This window comes from Ruegeria sp. BG9 (genome assembly GCF_056538305.1).
This window is the reverse complement of the sequence record NZ_JBQFSY010000008.1, coordinates 136490-159668: the sequence shown is the minus strand read 5'-3', so window position 1 is coordinate 159668 and position 23179 is coordinate 136490. Positions and strand designations below refer to the sequence as shown.

At 58.4% G+C, this 23179-nt stretch carries 27 protein-coding genes; 13 read left to right on the top strand and 14 right to left on the bottom strand.

Annotation, left to right across the window (positions count from 1 at the left end):
• Positions 1-2: 2 nt before the first annotated feature.
• A complete protein-coding gene (locus ACR0I8_RS15040) occupies positions 3-596 on the bottom strand; it encodes an NAD(P)H-dependent oxidoreductase (RefSeq protein WP_170691517.1) in 594 nt (197 codons plus the stop codon).
• Between the two features lie 87 nt (positions 597-683).
• Between ACR0I8_RS15040 and ACR0I8_RS15035 the strand changes: the two genes are divergently transcribed.
• The gene (locus ACR0I8_RS15035; protein WP_480703329.1) at positions 684-1277 is read left to right on the top strand and encodes a TetR/AcrR family transcriptional regulator; all 594 of its coding nucleotides are present in this window, start codon (positions 684-686) and stop codon (positions 1275-1277) included.
• 22 nt (positions 1278-1299) lie between these two features.
• Here the strand turns inward: ACR0I8_RS15035 and lpdA are convergent, their stop codons facing one another.
• The 10 genes from lpdA to mdh form a co-directional block, all read right to left on the bottom strand.
• Positions 1300-2688 (bottom strand): dihydrolipoyl dehydrogenase, encoded by a 1389-nt coding sequence (gene lpdA / locus ACR0I8_RS15030; RefSeq protein WP_170469018.1) that lies wholly within the window; start codon positions 2686-2688, stop codon positions 1300-1302.
• 51 nt (positions 2689-2739) lie between these two features.
• On the bottom strand, positions 2740-3132 hold the full coding sequence (locus ACR0I8_RS15025; protein ID WP_170691516.1) for an MAPEG family protein: 393 nt from the start codon (positions 3130-3132) through the stop codon (positions 2740-2742).
• A gap of 124 nt (positions 3133-3256) precedes the next feature.
• On the bottom strand, positions 3257-3532 hold the full coding sequence (locus ACR0I8_RS15020) for a hypothetical protein (RefSeq protein ID WP_170691514.1): 276 nt from the start codon (positions 3530-3532) through the stop codon (positions 3257-3259).
• A 2-nt stretch (positions 3533-3534) separates the two neighbouring features.
• Positions 3535-5043 (bottom strand): 2-oxoglutarate dehydrogenase complex dihydrolipoyllysine-residue succinyltransferase, encoded by a 1509-nt coding sequence (gene odhB / locus ACR0I8_RS15015; protein ID WP_170691512.1) that lies wholly within the window; start codon positions 5041-5043, stop codon positions 3535-3537.
• Positions 5044-5046: 3 nt separating this feature from the next.
• On the bottom strand, positions 5047-8004 hold the full coding sequence (locus ACR0I8_RS15010) for a 2-oxoglutarate dehydrogenase E1 component (RefSeq protein WP_170691510.1): 2958 nt from the start codon (positions 8002-8004) through the stop codon (positions 5047-5049).
• Entirely contained in the window at positions 8001-8543 is a 543-nt protein-coding gene (locus tag ACR0I8_RS15005) for a DUF805 domain-containing protein (RefSeq protein ID WP_170691508.1), read from the bottom strand. Before ACR0I8_RS15005 ends, ACR0I8_RS15010 begins: the two co-directional genes overlap by 4 nt.
• Positions 8544-8553: 10 nt before the next feature.
• On the bottom strand, positions 8554-8994 hold the full coding sequence (locus ACR0I8_RS15000; protein ID WP_170691506.1) for a hypothetical protein: 441 nt from the start codon (positions 8992-8994) through the stop codon (positions 8554-8556).
• Positions 8995-9876: a succinate--CoA ligase subunit alpha gene (gene sucD, locus ACR0I8_RS14995; RefSeq protein ID WP_170378979.1), complete on the bottom strand. Its 882-nt coding sequence runs from the start codon at positions 9874-9876 to the stop codon at positions 8995-8997.
• An 84-nt stretch (positions 9877-9960) separates the two neighbouring features.
• The gene (gene sucC, locus ACR0I8_RS14990) at positions 9961-11154 is read right to left on the bottom strand and encodes an ADP-forming succinate--CoA ligase subunit beta (protein ID WP_170378977.1); all 1194 of its coding nucleotides are present in this window, start codon (positions 11152-11154) and stop codon (positions 9961-9963) included.
• Positions 11155-11474: 320 nt separating this feature from the next.
• Positions 11475-12437 carry a malate dehydrogenase gene (mdh, locus tag ACR0I8_RS14985; RefSeq protein WP_170378975.1) on the bottom strand — a complete coding sequence of 321 codons (963 nt, stop codon included), beginning with the start codon at positions 12435-12437 and terminating at the stop codon, positions 11475-11477.
• 161 nt (positions 12438-12598) lie between these two features.
• Here mdh and ACR0I8_RS14980 point away from each other — a divergent pair, with 161 nt between their 5' ends.
• Positions 12599-13354: a sulfite exporter TauE/SafE family protein gene (locus ACR0I8_RS14980; protein WP_170691504.1), complete on the top strand. Its 756-nt coding sequence runs from the start codon at positions 12599-12601 to the stop codon at positions 13352-13354.
• Here ACR0I8_RS14980 and ACR0I8_RS14975 read toward each other — a convergent pair.
• The gene (locus ACR0I8_RS14975) at positions 13351-13656 is read right to left on the bottom strand and encodes a hypothetical protein (protein ID WP_170691502.1); all 306 of its coding nucleotides are present in this window, start codon (positions 13654-13656) and stop codon (positions 13351-13353) included. The genes ACR0I8_RS14980 and ACR0I8_RS14975 overlap by 4 nt on opposite strands.
• A gap of 169 nt (positions 13657-13825) precedes the next feature.
• Between ACR0I8_RS14975 and ACR0I8_RS14970 the strand changes: the two genes are divergently transcribed.
• From ACR0I8_RS14970 to ACR0I8_RS14920, 11 genes are all read left to right on the top strand, one after another.
• A complete protein-coding gene (locus ACR0I8_RS14970; RefSeq protein WP_170691500.1) occupies positions 13826-14683 on the top strand; it encodes an HpcH/HpaI aldolase/citrate lyase family protein in 858 nt (285 codons plus the stop codon).
• A 6-nt stretch (positions 14684-14689) separates the two neighbouring features.
• On the top strand, positions 14690-15241 hold the full coding sequence (locus tag ACR0I8_RS14965; protein ID WP_170691498.1) for an NnrU family protein: 552 nt from the start codon (positions 14690-14692) through the stop codon (positions 15239-15241).
• Positions 15242-15256: 15 nt separating this feature from the next.
• Entirely contained in the window at positions 15257-15463 is a 207-nt protein-coding gene (locus ACR0I8_RS14960; RefSeq protein ID WP_170378966.1) for a DUF1737 domain-containing protein, read from the top strand.
• Positions 15463-16491 carry a MaoC family dehydratase gene (locus ACR0I8_RS14955; RefSeq protein ID WP_170691496.1) on the top strand — a complete coding sequence of 343 codons (1029 nt, stop codon included), beginning with the start codon at positions 15463-15465 and terminating at the stop codon, positions 16489-16491. The genes ACR0I8_RS14960 and ACR0I8_RS14955 overlap by 1 nt, the downstream gene beginning before the upstream one ends.
• 53 nt (positions 16492-16544) lie before the next feature.
• On the top strand, positions 16545-17204 hold the full coding sequence (locus ACR0I8_RS14950) for a DUF1194 domain-containing protein (protein WP_170691494.1): 660 nt from the start codon (positions 16545-16547) through the stop codon (positions 17202-17204).
• Between the two features lie 213 nt (positions 17205-17417).
• Positions 17418-17801, top strand: coding sequence for a succinate dehydrogenase, cytochrome b556 subunit (sdhC, locus tag ACR0I8_RS14945; RefSeq protein WP_170666836.1), 384 nt, complete (start codon positions 17418-17420; stop codon positions 17799-17801).
• 10 nt (positions 17802-17811) lie between these two features.
• The gene (locus ACR0I8_RS14940; protein ID WP_170639919.1) at positions 17812-18183 is read left to right on the top strand and encodes a succinate dehydrogenase, hydrophobic membrane anchor protein; all 372 of its coding nucleotides are present in this window, start codon (positions 17812-17814) and stop codon (positions 18181-18183) included.
• A gap of 22 nt (positions 18184-18205) precedes the next feature.
• Entirely contained in the window at positions 18206-20014 is a 1809-nt protein-coding gene (gene sdhA, locus ACR0I8_RS14935; protein ID WP_170691492.1) for a succinate dehydrogenase flavoprotein subunit, read from the top strand.
• Positions 20015-20105: 91 nt separating this feature from the next.
• Entirely contained in the window at positions 20106-20732 is a 627-nt protein-coding gene (locus ACR0I8_RS14930) for a sulfotransferase (RefSeq protein WP_170691491.1), read from the top strand.
• Between the two features lie 13 nt (positions 20733-20745).
• On the top strand, positions 20746-21525 hold the full coding sequence (locus tag ACR0I8_RS14925) for a succinate dehydrogenase iron-sulfur subunit (RefSeq protein WP_170691489.1): 780 nt from the start codon (positions 20746-20748) through the stop codon (positions 21523-21525).
• Positions 21526-21649: 124 nt separating this feature from the next.
• Entirely contained in the window at positions 21650-21796 is a 147-nt protein-coding gene (locus ACR0I8_RS14920) for a hypothetical protein (protein WP_170691487.1), read from the top strand.
• Positions 21797-22071: 275 nt separating this feature from the next.
• On the opposite strand, the gene deoD is transcribed toward ACR0I8_RS14920, so the two are convergent.
• Positions 22072-22785 (bottom strand): purine-nucleoside phosphorylase, encoded by a 714-nt coding sequence (gene deoD, locus ACR0I8_RS14915; protein WP_170691485.1) that lies wholly within the window; start codon positions 22783-22785, stop codon positions 22072-22074.
• A gap of 19 nt (positions 22786-22804) precedes the next feature.
• The gene (locus tag ACR0I8_RS14910) at positions 22805-23122 is read right to left on the bottom strand and encodes an H-NS histone family protein (RefSeq protein WP_170691483.1); all 318 of its coding nucleotides are present in this window, start codon (positions 23120-23122) and stop codon (positions 22805-22807) included.
• Positions 23123-23179: the final 57 nt, after the last annotated feature.

Here is a 23179-nt window from a genome sequence, read left to right as displayed (position 1 = left end):
ACCTAGATAGCCTCTGCGCCAATTCTGGCGACCTTGGAAATCCAGCGTTCAACGCTACCCGGTTTTGGCTCGCTGGCCCCTGCGAAATAGGTGAACCGCGTTGGCTTAAAGCCGACAAAGCCGAGTATTTGATCGCGGACTTGCCGGATCAATGCTTGACGGTAGATCAGGCGCATGAACCAGCCAGGTGTGTCCGAGGTCAGGATGACGCGTGCGGTGCGGCCGGTCAGCATCGGGGCCGGAAAGCCCAGCTTGGTGGTGTTTCGGGTATCAAACGTTCGCCCTGGGATGAACATGCGATCTATCAGGCCTTTCAGCTTTGCAGGCAGGCCACCCCACCACATAGGCGCGGTCATAACGAGATGGTCGCTCCATTCGAAATCTTGCAACAGCTTCTCAAGCTCGGGCTCAAGTGGTTTGAACTCGTGATAGTTGCCCTGTCCAAAATCGAGATCGAACTGAAGGTCGCTCAGATGGATCAGGCGGACTTCATGACCGTTCTGGCGCGCAGCGTCGCCGTAGGTTTTCGCAAAAGTACGGGACAGGCTGCTTTCGGCAGGGTGTCCGTCGAGAATCAGGATTTTCTTGGCATGCATGGGATGTCTCCTAAAAATGACCGTGGTCAGTTTATAGGAGATAAAAATGACCGCGGTCAATATAAAATTTGACCACGGTTAAAAAACATGCAATCTGACCTCATGCAAAAGACAGTTCAGAAACGCACGTTGAAAACCCGCGCCCGCCTGATGGCGGTATCGGAAGAGTTGATTCAGAAAAGCGGGTATGAGGGCCTTCGGGTGGAAGAGGTGGTGCAAACGGCCGGTGTCGCTAAGGGCACCTTCTTTGCGCATTTCCGCGACAAGGACGCGTTAATGGAGATCCTAATCGCGGACAGATTGAATGCGTGTCTGGATCAGGCCGAGGCAGGGCCATCACCCAAAACCGTCAGGCAGCTTATCGCAGCTTTGGAACCGGTCCACAGCTTCATGATGTCCGAACGGTATGTATTTGATCTGCTGATCCGGTATTCCGGCGCAACCGCCATCGCGGATGTTGGGCCGATCGCCTATTGCTTTGAGCGGTATTTCCGGGTGGTGATGATGTGGTTGGACGCAGTCGAGATGCGCAAGGATGTGCCGTCCGAACTTTTGGCCGAAGGTGTGCAGGCCTTTGCGATTCAGGCCATGTCTCTTAGGTTCTGCGCGTTGCATTCGGCAACAACCTTCACCGACAGGCTGGAAACCTATCTGGATGCCTGGTTGACCCCGACAGGCTGATAGCTGCCGGAGTCAGAGAGCTTTAGCTGTGAATTGGGCCGTCACCACAGGCCAGAGCGGCCTCACGTACGGCTTCCGAATAGGTCGGGTGGGCGTGGCAGGTCAGCGCCAGATCTTCGGCTGAGGCGCCAAACTCCATCGCGACGCAAACCTCGTGGATCAGATCACCCGCGGCGGGGCCAATGATATGCGCACCCAAAATCCGGTCGGTTTCCTTGTCGGCCAGAATCTTGACGAAACCATCTGAAGCAAAGTTGGCCTTGGCGCGGCCATTGCCCATGAACATGAACTTGCCGACCTTGTAGGCGCGGCCCTGTTCTTTCAGGGTCGCCTCGGTTTCACCCACATTGGCAACCTCGGGCCAGGTGTAGATCACGCCGGGGATGACGCCGTAGTTCACGTGGCCGTGCTTGCCTGCGACCTGCTCGGCGGCGGCCATGCCTTCGTCTTCGGCCTTGTGGGCCAGCATCGGGCCTTCGGTGACGTCGCCGATCGCGTAGATGCCCGGCACGTTGGTCTGCCAGTCCGAGCCGACCTTGATCTGACCGCGCGGCGTCATCTCGACACCCAGCGCATCCAGCCCCAGCCCGTCCGAGTATGGCTTGCGTCCGGTGGCGACCAGAACGGTATCGGCTTCAATTACATGTTCACTGTCATCCTTGAGCAGCTTGTAGGTGACTTTCGCTTTGGTTTTTGACGCTTCGGTCTTTTGCACCGCCGCACCCATCACGAAGTTCAGACCCTGCTTCTTGAGGATCCGCTGGAAGGTCTTCTGCACCTCGGGGTCCATGCCGGGGGTGATTTCCTTGAGGAATTCGATCACCGTCACTTCAGCGCCCAGACGGCTGTAAACCGAGCCCAGTTCCAGACCGATCACACCGGCACCAATCACCACCATCTTCTTCGGGATCTTGCCCAGCGACAGCGCCCCGGTTGAGGTCACGACGACCTTCTCGTCAACCTCGACACCCGGCAGGGCCGAAGGCTCGGAGCCCGATGCGATGATGATGTTCTTGGTGTCGTGAACCTCATCACCCACTTTGACCTTGCCGGCAGCCGGGATTGACCCCCAGCCTTTCAGCCAGTCGATCTTGTTCTTCTTGAACAGGAACTCGATGCCCTTGGTGTTGCCCTCGATCACCTCGTCCTTGTAGGCCTGCATCTGTTTCCAGTCGACGGACGGAGATTTGCCCTTCAGGCCCATCTTGGCAAAGTTATGCTCGGCCTCGTGCAGCTGATGAGAGGCATGCAACAGCGCCTTCGACGGGATGCACCCCACGTTCAGGCAGGTGCCGCCCAGCGTCTCACGGCCTTCGACAACGGCGGTTTTCAGACCCAGCTGGGCGCAGCGGATGGCACAGACATAGCCGCCGGGACCGGCTCCGATTACGATGACGTCATAGCTGGACATTGAGGGCACTCCTTGGTGTGTCTTGGCCGCTTCTGGGTGCGGCGTACTAAGCTATAGGGCTAGCAGGTAAAGGTAGATCGTCGCAAGAAACCCAGCCATCCACACGATCGTGCGCAGGAAGGGAACCGGGATTGCGAAAGCGTAGACCGGAACGAAAACGACACGCGAGATCAGAAAAATCTGCGCGGCCAGCAGAGATCCGGAGGTGAAGGCGTCCTTGGCGGACAGTATCAGAACGGCGGGGGCAAACAGGGCCATGGCGACGACCGAATTGGTCAGAGCCCGCTCGACCCGGCCCGCAACACCGGTCAGGGCAGGCATGTCGTCCCGTGCGCCACCCAATGTCATCAACCCGACCTGCGACATGGCTGTCAGCACATTTAACAGAACCACTACGATGATCAGAAGGCCGTACAGGGCAAGAATGGAAAGTTCGGAAGACATGACGAGTATCCTTTTTCAACCAGAGTCCGTTTGTCGGTTAGCATGTCTCTGACATCAATAGCAGGCGCGCTTCACGTGTATTTGCGGGGCTGTGTGCAGGGCGGCCCCGCACACAGCAGAGTTTTTACGGTAAGACCAGGTCCAGAAGTTTCACCTGGATATGGGCGACCCCACCGCGTTCGAGATGCATGGCCAGCTCTTCCGAGTCGAAGAAAGCGCGGGCTTTTTGTATGTCATCCACTTCGAACATGGCGATGGCGTGATCCTTTTGATCTGGGTCACGCCAGACATACAGGTCGTGAATACCGGCTGCCTGGCGCATCGCGATGTCTTCTCGAAACACCTTCAGCCAGGCATCAAAGTCGGCAACATCGGCTTGCCACAGAACATGCGTTGCCATGATTACAGATCCATCAGTAGGCGGCGCGGGTCTTCCAGCGCCTCTTTCACGCGGACAAGGAAGGTCACCGCGCCTTTGCCGTCAACGATCCGGTGGTCATAAGACAGCGCCAGATACATCATCGGACGGATCACAACCTGACCGTTGATCGCCATCGGGCGGTCCTGGATCTTGTGCATGCCCAGAATACCCGATTGCGGGGGGTTCAGGATCGGCGAGGACATCAGCGAGCCATAGACACCACCATTCGAGATGGTGAAGGTGCCGCCTTGCATTTCGGCCATGCTCAGCTTGCCGTCACGGGCGCGTTTGCCTTTCTCGGCGATGGCCTTTTCGATCGCTGCAAAAGACATCGAGTCTGCATCGCGGATGACCGGAACAACCAGACCTGTGGGTGTACCGGCGGCGACACCCATGTGGACGAAGTTCTTGTAGACGATGTCGGTGCCGTCGATCTCGGCATTCACCTCGGGCACTTCTTTCAGCGCATGGCAGCAGGCCTTGGTGAAGAAGGACATAAAGCCCAGACGCACGCCGTGCTTCTTTTCGAACTGGTCCTTGTACTGGCTGCGCAGGGCCATCACCTCGGTCATGTCCACCTCGTTATAGGTGGTCAGCATGGCAGCGGTGTTCTGGCTGTCTTTCAGACGCTTGGCGATGGTCTGGCGCAGGCGTGTCATCTTGACCCGTTCCTCGCGCGCGGCGTCATCGGCGGCCACAGGCGCGCGTGGCGCAGGGGCCGGAGCCGGAGCGGCAGCAGGCGCGGGTGCAGCAGCCGTTGCCACGGCGCGGGCCACGTCTTCTTTCATGATGCGGCCATCACGTCCGGTGCCAGAGACCTGAGCGGCGGACAGACCGGCCTCGGCCATGGCTTTCTCTGCCGACGGAGCGTTGGCGACATCTTTGCCGGTTGCTGCTGCAGCCGGAGTTGCCGCGGCGGCAGGGGCGGGTGCTGGGGTAGCGCCTGCGCCTGAGCCCGAGATCACCGCCAGTTTGGCCGAGGCATCCACGGTTGTGCCTTCGGGCGCAACGATTTCCGCTAGAACGCCAGCAGCAGGAGCGGGAACCTCGACGGAGACCTTGTCTGTCTCCAGCTCACACAGCATCTCGTCCTGCGCGACCGCGTCACCAACCTGTTTGAACCAGGTCGAGACGGTGGCTTCGGTGACCGACTCACCCAGCGTGGGCACCATCACATCGACACTTCCACCCGACGCTGCCGGGGCGGCCGCAGGGGCGGGCGCTGCTGCGGCCGGAGCAGGGGCTGCGCCTTCGCCTGCGGCAATGGTTGCCAGCAGGGCGTCGACGCCAACGGTTTCACCTTCGGCGGCGACGATCTCGCCCATAACGCCAGCGGCGGGGGCGGGGACTTCGACCGTCACCTTATCGGTTTCAAGCTCACAGAGCATCTCATCCACGGCGACGGCATCACCAGGTTTCTTGAACCAGGTCGCAACCGTGGCTTCGGTAACAGACTCGCCTAGCGTGGGAACACGAACTTCAATGGTCATCGTTTACTTTCCTTCGAGGCTCAGCGCTTCGTTCACGAGCGCTTCTTGTTGAGCTTTGTGTTGGCTGGCCAGACCCGTCGCAGGCGAGGCCGAGGTTGCGCGGCCGACATAGAGCGGCCGTGTATGTTTGGCGCCGATACGGGTCAGCACCCATTCGATATTTGGCTCGATGAAGGTCCAGGCACCTTGGTTTTTAGGCTCTTCCTGGCACCAGACGATCTCAGCCCCTTTGAAACGCTCAAGCTCGTTGATCAACGAGTGCGCCGGGAACGGGTAATACTGTTCGATCCGCATCAGGTAGACGTCGTCGATACCACGGGCGTCGCGTTCCTCCAGCAGGTCGTAATAGACCTTGCCGGAACACAGAACCACGCGCTTGATCTTGTCGTCCGCGGCCAGCTTGGTGTCCGAGTTGCCCTGTTGCGCATCGTCCCACAGCACCCGGTGGAAGCTGGAGCCAGTGGTAAAATCCTCGGCCGTGCTGACAGCCAGCTTGTGGCGCAGCAGCGATTTCGGGGTCACCAGGATCAGCGGTTTACGGAAGGTGCGGTGCAGCTGGCGGCGCAGGATGTGGAAATAGTTCGCCGGTGTCGTGCAGTTCGCCACGATCCAGTTGTCCTGACCACACATCTGCAGGAACCGCTCCAAACGCGCTGAGCTGTGTTCGGGGCCTTGCCCCTCGAACCCGTGCGGCAGCAGCGTCACCAGACCCGACATCCGCAACCATTTGCTTTCGCCCGAGCTGATGAACTGGTCGAACATGATCTGCGCCCCGTTGGCAAAGTCACCAAACTGCGCTTCCCACAGGACCAGAGCGTTGGGTTCGGCCAGCGAGTAGCCGTATTCAAAACCCAGAACCGCATATTCAGACAGCATCGAGTCGATCACTTCGTAGTGCGACTGACCCTCGCGGATGTTGTTCAGCGGATAAAACCGCTCTTCCGTTTCCTGATGGACAAAGCCCGAGTGACGTTGACTGAACGTCCCGCGCGTCGCGTCCTGACCGGACAGTCGAACCGGAAAGCCCTCGGTCAGCAACGAGCCAAAGGCCAGCGCTTCACCTGTGGCCCAGTCAAAGCCCTTGCCACTGTCGAACATCAGTTTCTTGTGGTCCAGCAGACGCGCAACGGTTTTGTGTACCGCAATATCCGCAGGGGCGTGGGTCAGCGCGTTGCCGATCTCGGCCAGAGTCGCCGGGGCGATGGCGGTTTCGCCGCGCACATAGTCCTCTTTGTTCTTGTCCAGGTGAGACCAGCGCCCGTCCAGCCAGTCGGCCTTGTTGGGTTTATAGTCTTTGCCGGCCTCGAACTCATCATTCAGATGGGCCTGGAAGGCGGCCTTCATATCCTCGATCTCACCTTCCGGGATCAGGCCGTCTTTGACCAGACGCTCGGTATAGAGCGACAGAGTGGTCTTATGCGTCTTGATCTTCTTGTACATGATCGGGTTGGTGAACATGGGCTCATCGCCCTCGTTGTGACCAAACCGGCGGTAGCAGAAGATGTCGATAACCACGTCCTTGTGGAACTTCTGACGGAACTCGGTCGCGACCTTGGCTGCGTGAACAACCGCCTCGGGGTCGTCGCCGTTCACGTGGAAGATCGGCGCTTCAACCATCAGCGCGATATCGGTCGGATAGGGGCTGGAGCGCGAGAAGTGCGGCGCAGTGGTAAAGCCGATCTGGTTGTTCACCACGATATGCATAGTGCCGCCGGTCTTGTGGCCCTTGAGGCCGGATAGGCCAAACCCTTCGGCGACCACACCCTGACCGGCAAAGGCCGCATCGCCGTGCAGCAGGATGCCCATAACCTTGGTGCGGTCGGTGTCGTTCAACTGATCCTGTTTGGCGCGGACCTTCCCAAGAACCACAGGGTTCACCGCTTCTAGGTGCGAGGGGTTGGCAGTAAGCGACAGGTGGACGCTGTTGCCGTCAAACTCACGGTCGCTGGAGGCACCGAGATGATATTTCACGTCGCCAGAGCCATCCACATCTTCAGGCTTAAAGCTACCGCCCTGGAACTCATTGAAAATCGCGCGGTAGGGCTTGCCCATCACGTTGGCCAGAATATTCAGGCGGCCTCTGTGCGGCATGCCGATGACAATGTCGCTGACGCCCAGAGCACCACCGCGTTTGATTATCTGCTCCATCGCCGGGATCAGGCTTTCACCACCATCCAGACCGAACCGTTTGGTCCCCATGTATTTGACATGCAGGAATTTCTCGAAACCCTCGGCCTCGACCATCTTGTTCAGGATCGCCTTACGGCCTTCCTTGGTAAAGGCGATTTCCTTGCCGTAACCTTCGATCCGCTCCTTCAGCCACGCGGCTTGTTCCGGGTCTGAGATATGCATGTATTGCAGCGCGAAGGTGCCGCAGTAGGTCCGCTTCACGATCTCGACGATCTGCCGCATCGAAGCCATCTGCAGGCCCAGAACATTGTCGATAAAGATCGGCCGGTCCATGTCGGCTTCGGTAAAGCCATAGGTCTTCGGATCGAGTTCCGGATGTGTGCTGGCCGCGCGCATCCCCAGCGGGTCCAGATCGGCGGCCAGATGGCCCCGGATCCGGTAGGCCCGGATAAGCATCAGCGCTCGCAAGCTGTCCAGCACGGCGCGCTTGATCTGGTCATCGCTGACCTCTACGCCCTTGTCTGCCGCTTTTTCCTTGATCTTCTTGCCCGCAGCCTTGGCATCGATCTCGGCCCACTCACCGGTCAGCGCCCCAGTCAGATCATCCGCAGGCATCGGCGGCCAGTCGGTCCGCGCCCAGGATGGCCCCTCGGCCTCGCGCTGAACATCCGGAGAAGCGTCGCCCATCGCCTTGAAGAACTCGGCCCAGGCGGCATCCACCGCCCCGGGGTTCTTCGTGTATTGGGCATAGAGCTGCTCCAGATATTCGGCATTGTGGCCTTGCATAAAGCTTGAGGCATGGAACGCGGAATTGGGCGTGTGTTCGGTCATTGGGCTACCTCATATGGGTTGGGACCGTATTGGTTGGTGCCTGGTTGAGACGGGCGGGTCAGCCACCACAGAACCAGGAGGGGCGACACAAACAAAACAAGCAGTGTCGGAATGACGATCAGCAGAGTGGCACGTGTGAGCAGAATGTCCAGATTGCCGCCATGCTGGAAACTCGAGGCAAGGCCGATACCGAAGATCAGAACCGCAAAGGCCCCGAGGATCAGTAGGATCGGCAACAGAGCGTAAAGCCCACTGCGCCCAGAATCGTGCATCCGCCGCCACGCGACGGCCAGATGTGGGAAGAACACAATCAGGCTGACGATGCTTTGCACCGGTTGACGGGATATGGCGGTGACGGATTTCACGCCATCTCCCTCGGTCACCGAGACCTGAGTGAAGAATTGCGCATCAATGATGCCGGCAAGGATGCTCCAGATCACGATGAACAGGAAAAAGAACCAGTATTCGGGCCGTGAGGCGCGACCCGAGAAGGTGAAGAACTTGGAAAAACAAGTGCGGATCGCGTCAGAGAAGGTCATGGCAGTCAATTCACCCCCTTGCGTCGTCACATGAAAAAGAAACGATCAGCGCACGCTCCCTTCCGCGATTGGCTGAGAAAACGGCCCTTTTGCTGCCTATCAATTCGCAAACATAACCAACGCGCCGCACTATTTCATCCTTGGTGGATACGTTGTTTGCGCGAAAGCGGAATTGGTATTTTTTGCTCCCCGATAACTCGAGGTCAAAAAAACCTTTTTCCTTGGCGACTTGGTGTATGCCGCAAGCCTCGTCCTGAATAAACTGTCCCTCACTGGACCAGCCAATACGAACTTCACATTCCTTTGCTTTGGCTTGCCCAGCGGCAGAAGATGCGAATATCGCAGTCGCGAACAAAGACCACAGCCAAGCTAAAGATGAGAAGGATGGACGCAACGCGCCCACCCTTTTTTCGGGCGCCGCCCTTAGAGCGTATGCCCGGCAGTTGATCATTTACCCAATCGCTTCCAGCACTGCCTCACCCAGCGTCGCAGGGCTTTCTGCCACAACGATACCGGCCGAGCGCATGGCTTCGATCTTGTCCTCGGCGCCGCCTTTGCCGCCCGCGACAATCGCGCCTGCGTGGCCCATGCGGCGGCCCGGAGGGGCGGTGCGGCCTGCGATGAAACCGGCAACCGGCTTCTTGCGGCCCTTCTTGGCCTCATCCGCCAGGAACTGTGCGGCTTCTTCCTCGGCCGAGCCACCGATCTCACCGATCATGATGATCGAATGGGTCTCGTCATCCGCCAGGAACCATTCCAGCACGTCGATATGCTCGGTGCCTTTGATCGGGTCGCCGCCGATGCCTACGCAGGTGGACTGGCCCAGACCCACATCGGTGGTCTGTTTGACGGCCTCATAAGTCAGGGTGCCCGAGCGCGACACAACGCCGACCGAGCCGCGCTTGTGGATGTGACCGGGCATGATGCCGATCTTGCAGGCGTCAGGTGTGATGACGCCGGGGCAGTTCGGGCCGATCAGGCGCGATTTGCTGCCTTCGAGCGCGCGCTTCACCTTCATCATGTCCAGAACCGGGATGCCTTCGGTGATGCAGACGATCACTTCCATCTCGGCATCAATCGCTTCGAGGATCGAGTCAGCCGCGAAAGGCGGCGGAACATAGATCACCGAGGCATTGGCTTCGGTCACGTGCTTGGCTTCGTGGACCGAGTTGAACACGGGCAGGCCCAAATGCTCCATCCCGCCTTTGCCGGGGGTCACGCCGCCGACCATTTTAGTGCCATATGCAATGGCTTGTTCAGAGTGGAATGTGCCCTGCGAGCCAGTAAAGCCCTGACAGATCACTTTGGTATTTTCGTCGATGAGGACTGCCATTTGGCGTTCTCCTATTTAAGGCGGGCCAGGGCCTGCCAGAATTCTTCGGAAAAGTGGGGCGAAACCCACTCCACGGAATTGGGCTTAGCCTTTCACGGCTTTCACGATCTTCTCGGCACCGTCTTTCAGGTTGTCCGCCGCGATCACGTCCAGGCCAGAGGTATTGATGATCTCTTTGCCCTTCTCGACATTCGTGCCTTCCAGACGCACGACCAGCGGAACCTGCAAGCCAACCTCTTTCACCGCGGCGACAACGCCCTCGGCGATGACGTCACAGCGCATGATGCCGCCGAAGATGTTGACCAGAATGCCTTTGACGTTCGGGTCCGAGGTGATGATCTTGAACGCCTCGGTCACTTTCTCTTTGGTCGCACCGCCGCCCACATCGAGGAAGTTGGCAGGCTCGGCACCGTAGAGTTTGATGATGTCCATCGTCGCCATCGCCAGACCTGCACCGTTGACCATGCAGCCGATCTCACCATCCAGCGCGATGTAGTTCAGGTCGTACTTGGAGGCTTCGAGTTCTTTAGGGTCTTCCTCGGTCTCGTCGCGCAGCTCGGCTATGTCGGGGTGGCGGTAAACCGCGTTGCCGTCAAAGCCCAGCTTGGCGTCCAGTACCTTGAGCTCGCCGCTGTCCGAGACGATCAACGGGTTAATCTCCAGCATCTCCATGTCCTTCTCGACGAAGGCTTTGTAGAGGATGCCCATCAGGCGCACACATTGTTTGACCTGCGCGCCTTCCAGACCCAGCGAGAACGCGATGCGGCGGCCGTGATAGGCCTGATAGCCAGTCACAGGGTCCACCGAGAAAGAGAGGATTTTTTCGGGCGTGGACGCGGCCACTTCTTCGATATCCATGCCGCCTTCGGTCGAGCAGACAAAAGAGATGCGGCTGGTCTGGCGATCCACCAGCAGGGCCAGGTACAATTCACGCTCGATACCGGAACCGGCTTCGATATAGATGCGGTTGACCTGTTTGCCCGCGGGGCCAGTCTGGTGGGTGACAAGAGTGCGACCCAGCATCTTCTTTGCTTCCTCGGCTGCTTCTTCCACCGACTTGGTCAGACGGACACCGCCTTTTTCACCTGCGTCTGCCTCTTTGAAGCTGCCCTTGCCACGTCCACCTGCATGGATCTGGGCCTTAACAACCCAAAGAGGGCCGTCCAGTTCACCGGCTGCGGTTTTGGCTTCCTCGGCGCGCAGAACCGCGCGACCGTCGGAGACCGGAGCGCCATAGCTGCGAAGAAGCGCCTTGGCTTGGTATTCGTGAATGTTCATCGAAATTGTCCCGTCTGACTACGATTAAACCGATATAGAGGTGTCTAGGGCGCAATTATAAAGGCTTTTTTGACTTCGGAGTGGTTTTTAGTGAAGATTTTTTCGATTTGTGATCACAGTATTTTAGGGTGTGATCACAAAACTAAACGGAATGAGTATTGATTCGAATCCACATCGAACGGAGTTTCAAAACCGCTTCAAAATAGGCATTTGCGACGTTTGCCCTAACATTCCAGGCGGCGGATTAGTGACGTAGTGGGCCCGCCGCATACAAAAACCGGCCCATTCAGGGCCGGTTCTGAAATTGAGTTTTAGAGCGTTTAAGCCAGCGAGCCGTCGATACCTTTGCAAGCCTCAATCAGGCCCTTGACAGCGTTGACCGAGTTTTCAAAGCCCGCTTGTTCATCTTCGTTCAGCTTGATGTCGACGATACGCTCGATGCCGCCGGCGCCGATGACAGTCGGAACGCCGACATACATGCCGTCAACGCCGAACTCGCCGTTGCAATAGGCAGCGCAGGGCAGAACGCGCTTTTGATCTTTCAGGTAGGCTTCGGCCATTTCGATCGCTGAGGTCGCTGGCGCATAGAAGGCCGATCCGGTTTTCAGCAGGCCAACGATCTCGGCGCCGCCGTCACGGGTACGCTGAACGATGGCGTCCAATTTCTCTTGCGTGGTCCAGCCCATCTCAACCAGATCGGGCAGCGGGATACCGGCAACGGTCGAATAGCGAACCGACGGCACCATCGTGTCGCCGTGACCGCCCAGAACAAAGGCGGTGACGTCGCGCATCGAGACGTTGAACTCTTCCGACAGGAAATGCGCAAAACGCGCCGAGTCGAGAACGCCCGCCATGCCGCAGACCTTGTTGTGCGGCAGGCCCGAGAATTCGCGCAGAGCCCAGACCATCGCGTCCAGCGGGTTGGTGATGCAGATCACGAACGCGTCGGGCGCGTGGGCTGCGATGCCTTCGCCGACCGACTTCATGACTTTCAGGTTGATGCCAAGCAGGTCATCGCGGCTCATCCCCGGTTTGCGGGCGACACCTGCGGTTACGATGCAAACGTCTGCGCCTGCGATGTCCGCATAGTCGCTGCTTCCCGACATTGCGGCGTCAAAGCCTTCGGACGGGCCGGACTCGGCGATGTCGAGCGCCTTGCCCTGAGGCAGTCCGTCAGCGATGTCAAACAGGACGACGTCACCGAGTTCTTTGACAGCTGCAAGATGCGCAAGCGTGCCGCCGATGTTCCCAGCGCCGATCAGCGCAATCTTGGGTCTGGCCATTTGGAATATCTCCGGTCGGTATTGAAATCGCGGGTTTGCTAGTCGCTAAATGGCTTTTGCGCAAGGGTCCTGCGGCGCGGCATGCCACCGCATACCGTTTGCCATCCCCAATCCGATTGCGCTAAACCGCCTGTGAATCAAGCCAATTCCCGGGACGCTTCATGTTTGAATTGAACCTAATGTTTTTTGCAGTCGCGATCCCGGCGGTGATCTTTGCGGGCATCTCGAAGGGTGGGTTTGGCTCGGGCGTGGCCTTTGCGTCGTCGTCGATTCTGGCTCTGATACTAACACCGGGGCAGGCGTTGGCGCTGATGCTGCCGATCCTCATGGTGATCGACATGGCCACGCTGGGACCCTACTGGAAACGCTGGAGCTGGCCGGATTCGCGTTTGCTGATCCTGGGCGCGGTTCCGGGTGTTCTGCTGGGTACCTGGCTTTACCGCGTTACAGATGACGACCTGCTTCGCCTGCTGATCGGAGGGATCTCGATCGGGTTTGTGATCTGGCACGTCGCCCAAAGCAAAGGCTGGATCCGCGGTTTCACCCGCCGGTTGCCTGCGTCTGCAGGTCTGTTCGCGGGGCTTGTCGCCGGGTTTACCAGCTTCGTCAGCCATGCAGGAGGTCCACCGGCTGCCGTCTATCTGTTGTCCCAGCGCCTGTCGAAGACCGAGTTTCAGGCCTCGACCGTTTTGGTGTTCTGGGTGATCAACGCCGCGAAATTCGTGCCCTATGCCTATCTTGGCCTGTTCACATGGCACACGGCGCTGGCGGATCTTCTGTTGACCCCGTTCGCCATATTGGGGGCCTGGTTGGGCGTCCGGGCGCATTTCATGCTGTCCGAACGCCTGTTCTTTGGCATCGCCTATGTGTTGCTGACCCTGACCGGAGGCAAGCTGATCTGGGACGCGCTGACCTAGGTATTTGGCGGCAGGGAATCGGCCATCTGTTCATAGGCCTGCCCTGAGGCCACAAGGCAGGTCATCCCGTCCCGCAGGGTCACCGTGATCGTCCAACTGCCGGATTGGTCCGAGGCAAACAGCTCCATCACCGCACCCTGACGGGCAATGCCGATCCCCCGGCGCGTTTCGCCATAGGTCTCGGCAAGGCGCTGCAACACATCGGCCCGAGGGGCGCAATTGCGGGCCTGGGCCTGAACCTGTTGCGCCGCGAGGACCATGATTCCCAGCCCAATTGTCATCTTTAATACTGTCTTTTTCATCTCTGACCCCATCTGTCTCCAGTCGTCCAAAGCCTGCGGTCAAGAGGGCGATATTGCGTTAAAGCAGAGAGCGTTGCGTCACTTATGCTGCGTTGCGGCGATTTTTACCTTGAACTTTCCTGAGAAAAATGCCCCTTTCTGCGCAATATTATTTCAACGGGAGAGGCCAATGCACCCGCGTCAGCGCCCTTATCGCTCGGTTCTATACATTCCCGGTTCGCGTGACCGGGCCTTGGACAAGGCCCGCACATTGCCGGTTGATGCCATCATCTTCGATCTGGAAGACGCGGTGGCTGCCAACGAAAAGGCCAATGCACGCGAGACCCTGAAGGCAGCTCTGGCCGCTGGCGGATACGGCCCTCGGGTCAAGATCGTGCGCATCAACGGGCTGGATACTCCGTGGGGCGCAGATGACGCCAAGGCCGTGCGCGAGATGGATGCCGATGCGGTTCTGTTACCCAAGGTGAACTCCGCCGCGGATGTGGATGCTTTGGCCGCGATCACCGGGGACCTGCCGATCTGGGCCATGATGGAGACCCCGCGCGGTATGCTGAATGCAGCCGAGATTGCAGCGCATCCGCTGATGGCGGGCTTCGTGATGGGGACAAACGATCTGGCCAAGGACCTGCAAACCCGGTTCCGTCCCGACCGTCTGCCGCTGATGACCTCGCTCGGCCTATGTCTGCTGGCGGCCAAGGCCGAAGGGCTGATCATCGTTGATGGCGTCTACAACGCCTTCAAGGACACAGACGGTTTGACAGCGGAATGCGAACAGGGCCGCGATATGGGCTTTGATGGCAAGACGCTGATCCACCCGGCGCAGATTGAGGTCACCAATACAGCCTTCGCTCCGTCGGATGACGAGATAGACCTCGCCCGCCGCCAGATCAGCGCGTTTGAGGAAACCGAGGCGCAAGGGCAGGGTGTTGCCGTTGTCGACGGTAAGATCGTCGAAAACCTGCATGTTGTAACTGCCCGCGAAATTCTGGCAAAAGCGGAGGCGATTTCAGCTTTGCAAGCGGGGTAAGCCAGCATGGGCTTTGTTCTTCTGATCCTTGGTGTGGCGCTATGGTGGGCCGCACACCTGTTCAAACGCGTCCTGCCTGCGCAGCGCGCGGCCATGGGCGATGGCGGCAAGGGGGCTGTGGCGCTCGCGCTGGTGGCCGCGATTCTGCTGATGATCTTCGGCTACCGCATGACCGAGTTCATTTATGTCTGGGCGCCGCCAAGCTTCATGACCCATATCAACAACCTGTTGGTTCTGATCGCGATCTACATGATGAGCCCGGCCCCCAAGAAAGGCCGCTTGCTGCACAAGCTGCGCCATCCGATGCTGGGCGGATTCAAACTGTGGGCCTTCGCGCATCTTCTGGTGAATGGCGATTTGGCCTCGATCATCCTGTTCGGCGGGCTTTTGGCCTGGGCCGTGGTCGAGGTGATCGTGATCAACAAATCCGAACCCGACTGGACCCCTGGCGAACCCGGCACCTATGGCATGGACGCGATGTTCTTTGTTGCCTCGATCGTGCTGCTGGGTGTGATCGGCTATATCCACGGGCTGGTCGGCCCGTCTCCGTTCGGATGATAAGGACCTGAAAGAATGGCAAAACTCTATCGCCTGCTGACCGAGGAAGACACCTCGGCCTTCTGTCACAAAGTGTCGGACGCCTTGGCAAAAGGGTGGGAGCTTTATGGCGATCCCTCCTACGCTTTCGATCAGGCCAACAACGTCATGCGGTGCGCGCAGGCTGTGACCAAAGAGGTCGACGCGGACTATTCACCTGAGATGAAACTGGGACAGCAATAATGGCAAAAACCAATCCGGGCCGCTTTTTTGAGGATTATTCCGTCGGGCAGGTGCTGCCGCACGCCGTCCCTCGCACCGTGACGGAGGGAGAGCGCGGCCTCTATCATGCGCTCTATCCTGCGCGTCATGCGCTGTATTCCTCGGATGAGTTTGCGCGGTCCTGTGGTTTGCAGGAGAGCCCGATTGATGATCTGGCGGCCTTCCACGTGGTGTTTGGCAAAACGGTGCCCGATATCTCGCTGAACGCAGTGGCCAATCTGGGATATGCAGAAGGGCGTTGGCTGCTACCGGTTCATGCGGGCGACACGCTGCGGTCGGTGTCCGAGGTGATCGGGCTCAAGCAGAACTCGAACGGTAAGACTGGTGTGGTCTGGGTGCGGACGCGTGGTCTGAACCAGTTGGACGAAGTGGTCATGGAATATGTCCGCTGGGTGATGGTGCGCAAGGCAAACCCGGATGCGCCGGCACCGGAAACGGTCGTGCCCGAGCTGAAGAAAGTGTTGGAGCCGAGCGATCTGGTCGTCCCCGAGGGGCTGGATTTCTCGAACTACGATTTCACCCTGGCGGGTGAGCCGCATCGTTGGGGCGACTATGAGATCGGCGAGACCATTGACCACGTGGACGGCGTGACGGTGGAAGAGGCTGAGCATATGTTGGCCACACGCCTATGGCAGAACACGGCCAAGGTGCATTTCGACCTGACCTTCCGCCCCGAAGGCCGCCTGATCTACGGCGGTCACGTGATTTCGATGGCGCGGGCTTTGTCGTTCAACGGGTTGGCCAATGCGCAGATGATCGTGGGTCTGAATGGCGGCGCACATGCCAACCCCTGTTTCGCAGGAGACACGATCAAGGCGTGGTCCGAGGTTCTGGACAAGGCCGAAACCGACGTGCCCGGGGTAGGGGCGATCCGTCTGCGTCTGGTGGCGACCAAAGGCGGCGCGCCGTTCGAGCTGCGCGGCGAAGACGGAAAATACACGTCGGATGTGTTGCTGGACCTCGACTATTGGGCCTTGATGCCGATCTAGTCGGGTTACAGTGATGTGAACACAGCACCCGCAATCCGTGCTAGGGTGGCGGCATGTTTCTACGTTTTCTCACCCTTTTCCTGTGCCTTACACGCCCCGCCTGGGCGTGCGATCTGGCGCTGGCCTTGGCGGTGGATGTCTCTGGCTCTGTCGACAGCAGCGAATACCGCATTCAGATGGATGGCCTCGCCGCTGGGTTGCGTGACCCGGTCGTGTCCGAGGCTTTAGTGCGCGGGCAGGCGCGGGTTATGCTGGTGCAGTGGACGGGCGAATCCCGCCAGCGGGTGACAATCCCGTGGACGAAAATCGACAGCTTTGTCGCTCTGGAGAAGTTTGCTGATCAAGTTGCGCAGGATCCAAGGGTCTGGCGAAACTTCTCAACCGCGATCGGAGAAGCTTTGGAGGCCACCCTGCTGCGGTTTGACGAAGTTGCAGAGTGCAGGCGACTGCTGATTGATATCTCGGGAGATGGGGTTTCCAACGAAGGGATTGAGCCGACGCAGATTCATGGCCTTCTGAAAGATCGAGGCGTGACAGTAAACGCCATAGCCATTGAAGAAAGTGAACCGGATCTGACGGCCTATTTCTTTGAAAACGTCATTTTCGGAGAGGGGGCGTTTGTCGTGTCGGCCTCGGGTTTTGCAGACTACCCGGAGCGCATACGAAAAAAGCTGCTGCGCGAGGTGACGCAGCAATCTGCCGGTTTTCGATGATCTGCAGGGATTCGTGATCACAATGCTTCGGCGTTGAAAACGCTAACATAGAATGATCGCATTGTATTTTGTGATCACACTTTTAAAGTGCGTGATCACAATTGGTCAAAATCACCGTTTTTGAGGCAATTTTACCTGTTTTTGCAGGTGCAGCACGTGACAGAAGCGCAAAAACAAGTAAAAAGTCTGGTAGCCAAAGTAAGAGGAGCCGCCATGGCCGATGTCAATCGGGGCAACCGCCCGCTCTCGCCACATATTATGATCTATCGCCCACAGATGACTTCCATGTCATCCATCATGGTTCGGTTTTCCGGCCTCGGGGTGTTTGCCGTTGCCATTCTGGTCGTCTGGTGGCTGCTGGCCGCGTCAACCTCGGAAAGTGCATTTGCGCTGATCGACGGGTTTCTGACCAGCTGGTTCGGCAATCTGATCCTCATCGTCGCGACCTGGGCGCTTTGGTATCACACGCTGGGCCGCCTGCGTCACGTGTTCTGGGACTTCGGCTACTGCCTCGACGTGAATACCTCGGAAAAACTGGGGATGGGTATGTTCATCGGGGCCACCGTCCTGACCATTCTCACCGTGCTTGTGGTTTAAGGAGACGGACATGCGATATCTGACCGACCGCAAACGCGCGCAGGGCCTGGGCGCAGGGAAATCGGGAACACAAACACATTGGCGTACCATGGTGCGCGCGATGATTCTGACCGTGCTGGTTCCAATATTCATCATCACCTTCGGACTGGGCCTCGGCGGCACGTACGAAGAGGTTCTAGCCTATTTCAGTCGCCCTTTCCCTGCGATTGTCACCGCTCTGACGCTGGTCGTGGGCCTGCAGCAGCTTATGTATGAGGCGCAGGAAACTATCGAAGACTATATCCATGGCATTCTTGAGAAAATCTCTCTCGTTGCGATGTGGGCGCTTGGCTACACGCTGATGGCTGCGGGGCTGTTTGCCCTGGTCAAGCTGGCCCTGTGACGCGCGATAAGGAACAAGAACGATGACAGCAGCATATGAATATGAAACCCACGAATACGACGTGGTCGTCGTAGGTGCAGGTGGGGCCGGTCTGCGGGCAACATTGGGCATGGCCGAGCAGGGGCTGCGTACAGCCTGTGTCACCAAAGTGTTCCCGACACGCTCACATACGGTTGCCGCGCAAGGTGGTATTGCCGCGTCCCTGTCCAACATGGGGCCTGACCATTGGCAATGGCACATGTACGACACCGTTAAGGGCTCTGACTGGCTGGGTGACACCGATGCGATGGAATATCTCGCGCGTGAAGCCCCCAAAGCTGTGTATGAACTGGAACACTACGGCGTGCCCTTCAGCCGTACGGAAGAGGGTAAAATCTATCAGCGTCCCTTCGGCGGTCACACCACCGAGTTTGGCGAAGGCCCTGCCGTGCAGCGTACCTGCGCGGCCGCAGACCGGACCGGTCACGCGATCCTGCATACGCTTTATGGACAATCGCTGAAAAACAACGCTGAATTCTACATCGAATATTTCGCCATCGACCTGATCATGTCCGAGGACGGGCAGTGTCAGGGCGTCGTCTGCTGGAAGCTGGACGACGGCACGATGCATGTCTTCAACGCCAAGATGGTTGTACTGGCGACCGGCGGTTACGGTCGTGCATATTTCAGCGCGACCTCGGCCCATACCTGCACCGGCGACGGTGGCGGCATGGTGGCCCGTGCCGGTCTGGCCCTGCAGGATATGGAGTTCGTTCAGTTTCACCCGACTGGAATCTACGGCTCGGGTTGCCTGATCACCGAAGGTGCGAGGGGTGAGGGCGGTTACCTGACCAACTCCGAAGGCGAGCGATTCATGGAGCGCTATGCGCCCCAGTATAAGGACTTGGCGCCGCGCGACTATGTCTCGCGTTCAATGACGATGGAGATCCGCGAAGGACGTGGTCATGGCGATGACGGGGATCATATTCATTTGAACCTGAGCCACCTGCCAGCCGAGGCGCTGGCGGAACGGCTGCCTGGAATCTCGGAATCGGCGCGTGTCTTTGCTGGTGTTGACGTTACCAAGGAACCCATCCCGGTTCTGCCGACCGTGCACTATAATATGGGCGGTATTCCGACGAATTATTGGGGTGAGGTTCTCAACCCAACTGCAGACAACCCAACCGCAGTTGTTCCCGGCCTGATGGCAGTGGGCGAAGCGGGCTGTGCTTCGGTCCACGGTGCCAACCGTCTGGGATCTAACTCTCTGATCGATCTGGTCGTCTTTGGTCGCGCGGCGGCCATCCGGGCCGGTAAAGTAGTGGACGCAGACGCGCCGAACCCTGTGCTGAATCAGGCATCGGTTGACAAGGCATTTGATCGGTTTGACGCCGTACGGAACGCCTCGGGCGCAGTCCCGACCGCTGACCTTCGGCTTGAAATGCAAAAGACCATGCAGCAGGACGCGGCCGTGTTCCGGACCGCAAAGACCATGGCGGAAGGCGTCGAAAAGATGACGACGATCGCGGCTAAGATGGACGATCTGAAGGTTTCGGACCGGTCTCTGGTTTGGAACAGTGACCTGATGGAGTCACTGGAACTGACCAACCTGATGCCAAGCGCTCTGGCCACCATCGTGGGGGCCGAAGCACGCAAAGAGTCCCGTGGCGCACATGCGCATGAGGATTTCGCAGAGCGCGACGATGAGAACTGGCGTGTCCACACCGTCAGCCGGGTCGAGGGTAACAAGGTTGAACTCAGTTACCGTCCGGTGATCGTTGATCCTCTGACCAACGAGGATCAGGGCGGCATCAGCCTCAAGAAAATCGCGCCTAAAGCGCGGACTTTCTAAGTAGAAGCAGGCATCAGGCAATGAGGTGCAAGCGCCACATACCCACCGACGCGACAAACGCCCCTTTCGGGCGCGGTGAGGGGTGCTTGCCATGACGGTTGAACAGCTGCCCTCGGGTCCGCGGGCCCCCAAGATCATCCTGATCGGTCTGAACCGCTGCGCCACCACGTCGCTGCACAAGCTGTTTCAGAACAGCGGCATCGCGTCGGTGCATTGGGTGGACAATCAGGGGGATAATCTGGCCCAAAAAATGGTGACGAATATCGCCATGGGTCGGAAACCACTGGATGGGTTCGGCCCGGTCCGGGCCTTTACTGACATTGCCTTTGTGAATGCACGGTTCATGCTGGATGGCACGCGGTTCTTCCGCGAGTTGCATGCGGCTTATTCGGATGCCTACTTTCTGCTGAACACGCGCAATCGCGAGGATTGGATTTCGTCGCGCGCGCTGCACAGCAATGGCGGCTATCTCGAACGCTGCTGCAAGGCCAACGGGATGGGCGCAGACGAGGTGAAACAGGGCTGGCGCCGGATGTATGACGTACACCACGCCGAGGTGCAGGCCTATTTCGACGGGAACCCAAGGTTCCTGCGCTTTGATATCGACCGCGATGACCCTCAGGCGATTGCCGACTGGTTATCTGCGGATTTTGACGTGAACATTGCCCATTGGGGGCACTACAATCGAGGCGCGTCTGACCGCGCCCGGACAGGCTGAATGGAGAATTGACATGGTTCAACTGACCCTGCCCAAGAATTCCCGGATCACCACCGGTAAGACATGGCCCAAACCGGGCGGCGCGAAGAACCTGCGCAAGTTCCAGATCTATCGCTGGAACCCCGATGACGGCCAGAACCCGCGTGTCGACACCTATTTCGTCGATATGGACACCTGCGGTCCGATGATTTTGGACGCGCTGATCAAGATCAAGAACGAGATTGATCCGACCCTGACCTTCCGCCGTTCGTGCCGCGAGGGGATCTGTGGCTCCTGCGCGATGAATATCGACGGGATCAACACGCTGGCCTGTATCTACGGCATGGATGAGATCAAGGGCGACGTGAAGATCTATCCGCTGCCGCATATGCCTGTAGTCAAGGACCTGATCCCCGACCTGACGCATTTCTACGCGCAGCACGCCAGCATTATGCCGTGGCTGGAAACCAAGACAAACCGCCCCGCTAAAGAGTGGAAGCAGTCCATTGAAGACCGCAAGAAGCTGGACGGCTTGTATGAATGCGTAATGTGCGCCAGCTGCTCGACCTCCTGCCCGAGCTACTGGTGGAACGGCGACCGCTATCTTGGCCCCGCAGCTTTGCTGCATGCCTACCGCTGGATCATCGACAGCCGTGATGAAGCCACGGGCGAGCGTCTGGATGAGCTAGAAGATCCCTTCAAGCTGTATCGCTGCCACACGATCATGAACTGCGCCAAGACCTGCCCGAAGGGTCTGAACCCGGCGGCAGCGATCGCGCAGATCAAGAAGATGATGGTCGAACGCTCTGTCTGATCGACCGATGCGCTTGCCGTGCTGCGGCAAGCGCATGCCCCCTTTGCAAAAACGTCCGATGTCGGAGAACCACCGACGCCGTATATTTGCAGAAGGGAGGAGTGATGAAATCAGGATCACTCCGATGAGTACACAAGCAAACACAACGAAAACCGACGCCAAGGAAGCTCTGACCCTGTTGGAGCAAGCTTGGGCGTATTATACGCCTGAACCTGTTGTTGCCGAGGATCAGCGAGAGCCTGATCTGTTCGAATACGCAAACGCAGCCTAACACCAGCCTTGCCATTTGCGGCTGGAGCGGGCCAAACAGAACTATGCCTGTTATTCTGCTTCTTCTGGCCGCTGGGGTTTTCGCCTATTTCTTCTGGCGGTCCCGCACGTCTTCGCTGACACGCGATTGTCGCTGGCGACAGCATCGAGACGAGGATCTGTGGGTCTGCGCCTTTTGCGGCGCGAGATCCGACGGATCAGATCGTCCTTCGAAATGTCTGCGACAATCAATCGGCAAATAGAAATCGGGCCGAGACATGCTCGGCCCGTTTCACTCTATGCTGCGTCCGGGAAGGCCGCTTGCAGTGCGATCTCGACCATGTCGCCAAAACTACGCTCCCGTTCAGATGAGGGCAGGGCTTCACCCGCCAGCAGGTGGTCCGAGACGGTTAGAACCGCAAGAGCACGGCATTTGTGTCTGGCGGCGAGGATATACAGCTCGGCCGCTTCCATCTCGACCCCCAGAATGCCGTGACGCACCATCTGTTCGTTCAGATCGGGGCGCTCATCATAGAACACGTCGGACGAATAGATCCCGCCCACATGGGTCGGTGTTCCCTTGGCTGCCGCTGCATCGGCCGCGGCCTGCAAAAGATCCCAATCGGCGCAGGGGGCAAAGTTCAGTTCCTTCATGATGCCCCGCGACGGTGTGCTGAGCGTGGTCGACGTCATGGCCAGAATAACATCGCGTACATTGACGCTGTCCTGCATACCACCGCAGGAGCCGATGCGGATCAGTGTCTTCGCACCGAAATCCCGGATCAATTCGTTCACGTAAATGGAAAGTGAGGGCATCCCCATACCGCTGCCCTGAATGGTGACTGGGTTCCCTTTCCACGTACCGGTAAACCCGAGCATGCCGCGTACGTCATTGACTAACCTCACGTCATCCAAAAACGTTTCCGCCGCCCATTTCGCCCGATAGGGATCTCCGGGCAAAAGAACGGTTTCTGCGATGTCGCCTTTTTCTGCGCCAATGTGGATTGTCATTTCTGAAACGACCTCAAATTCAGATTTCCAATTCGGCGATATCGGTGCCGGAATTCAGCGCGTCATGCACCCATTGAGGCTTACGTCCACGGCCGGTCCAGGTTTGTTCCGGGGCGTTTGGGTTGCGGTATTTCGCTTTTGATTTCTGTAGTTTGGCGCCTTTCGGGGCGGTGTGTGAAAGCTCGGACAAGGAAAACCCGAATTCGGCTGCGGCTTTTTCGGCAGCTTCCAGAGCGGCTTTACGCTCGCGCTTTTCAGCATTTACCAGGGCTTTATCAATATCGTTGCGCAATTGCAGAAGTTCATTGCGCGACATGTTTTTCAGCTCAAGTCCCATTGTTTTTCCTCTTTTAGGCGTGAGTGGTTACGGTTGAAAAATACAAGCCGTATTTGC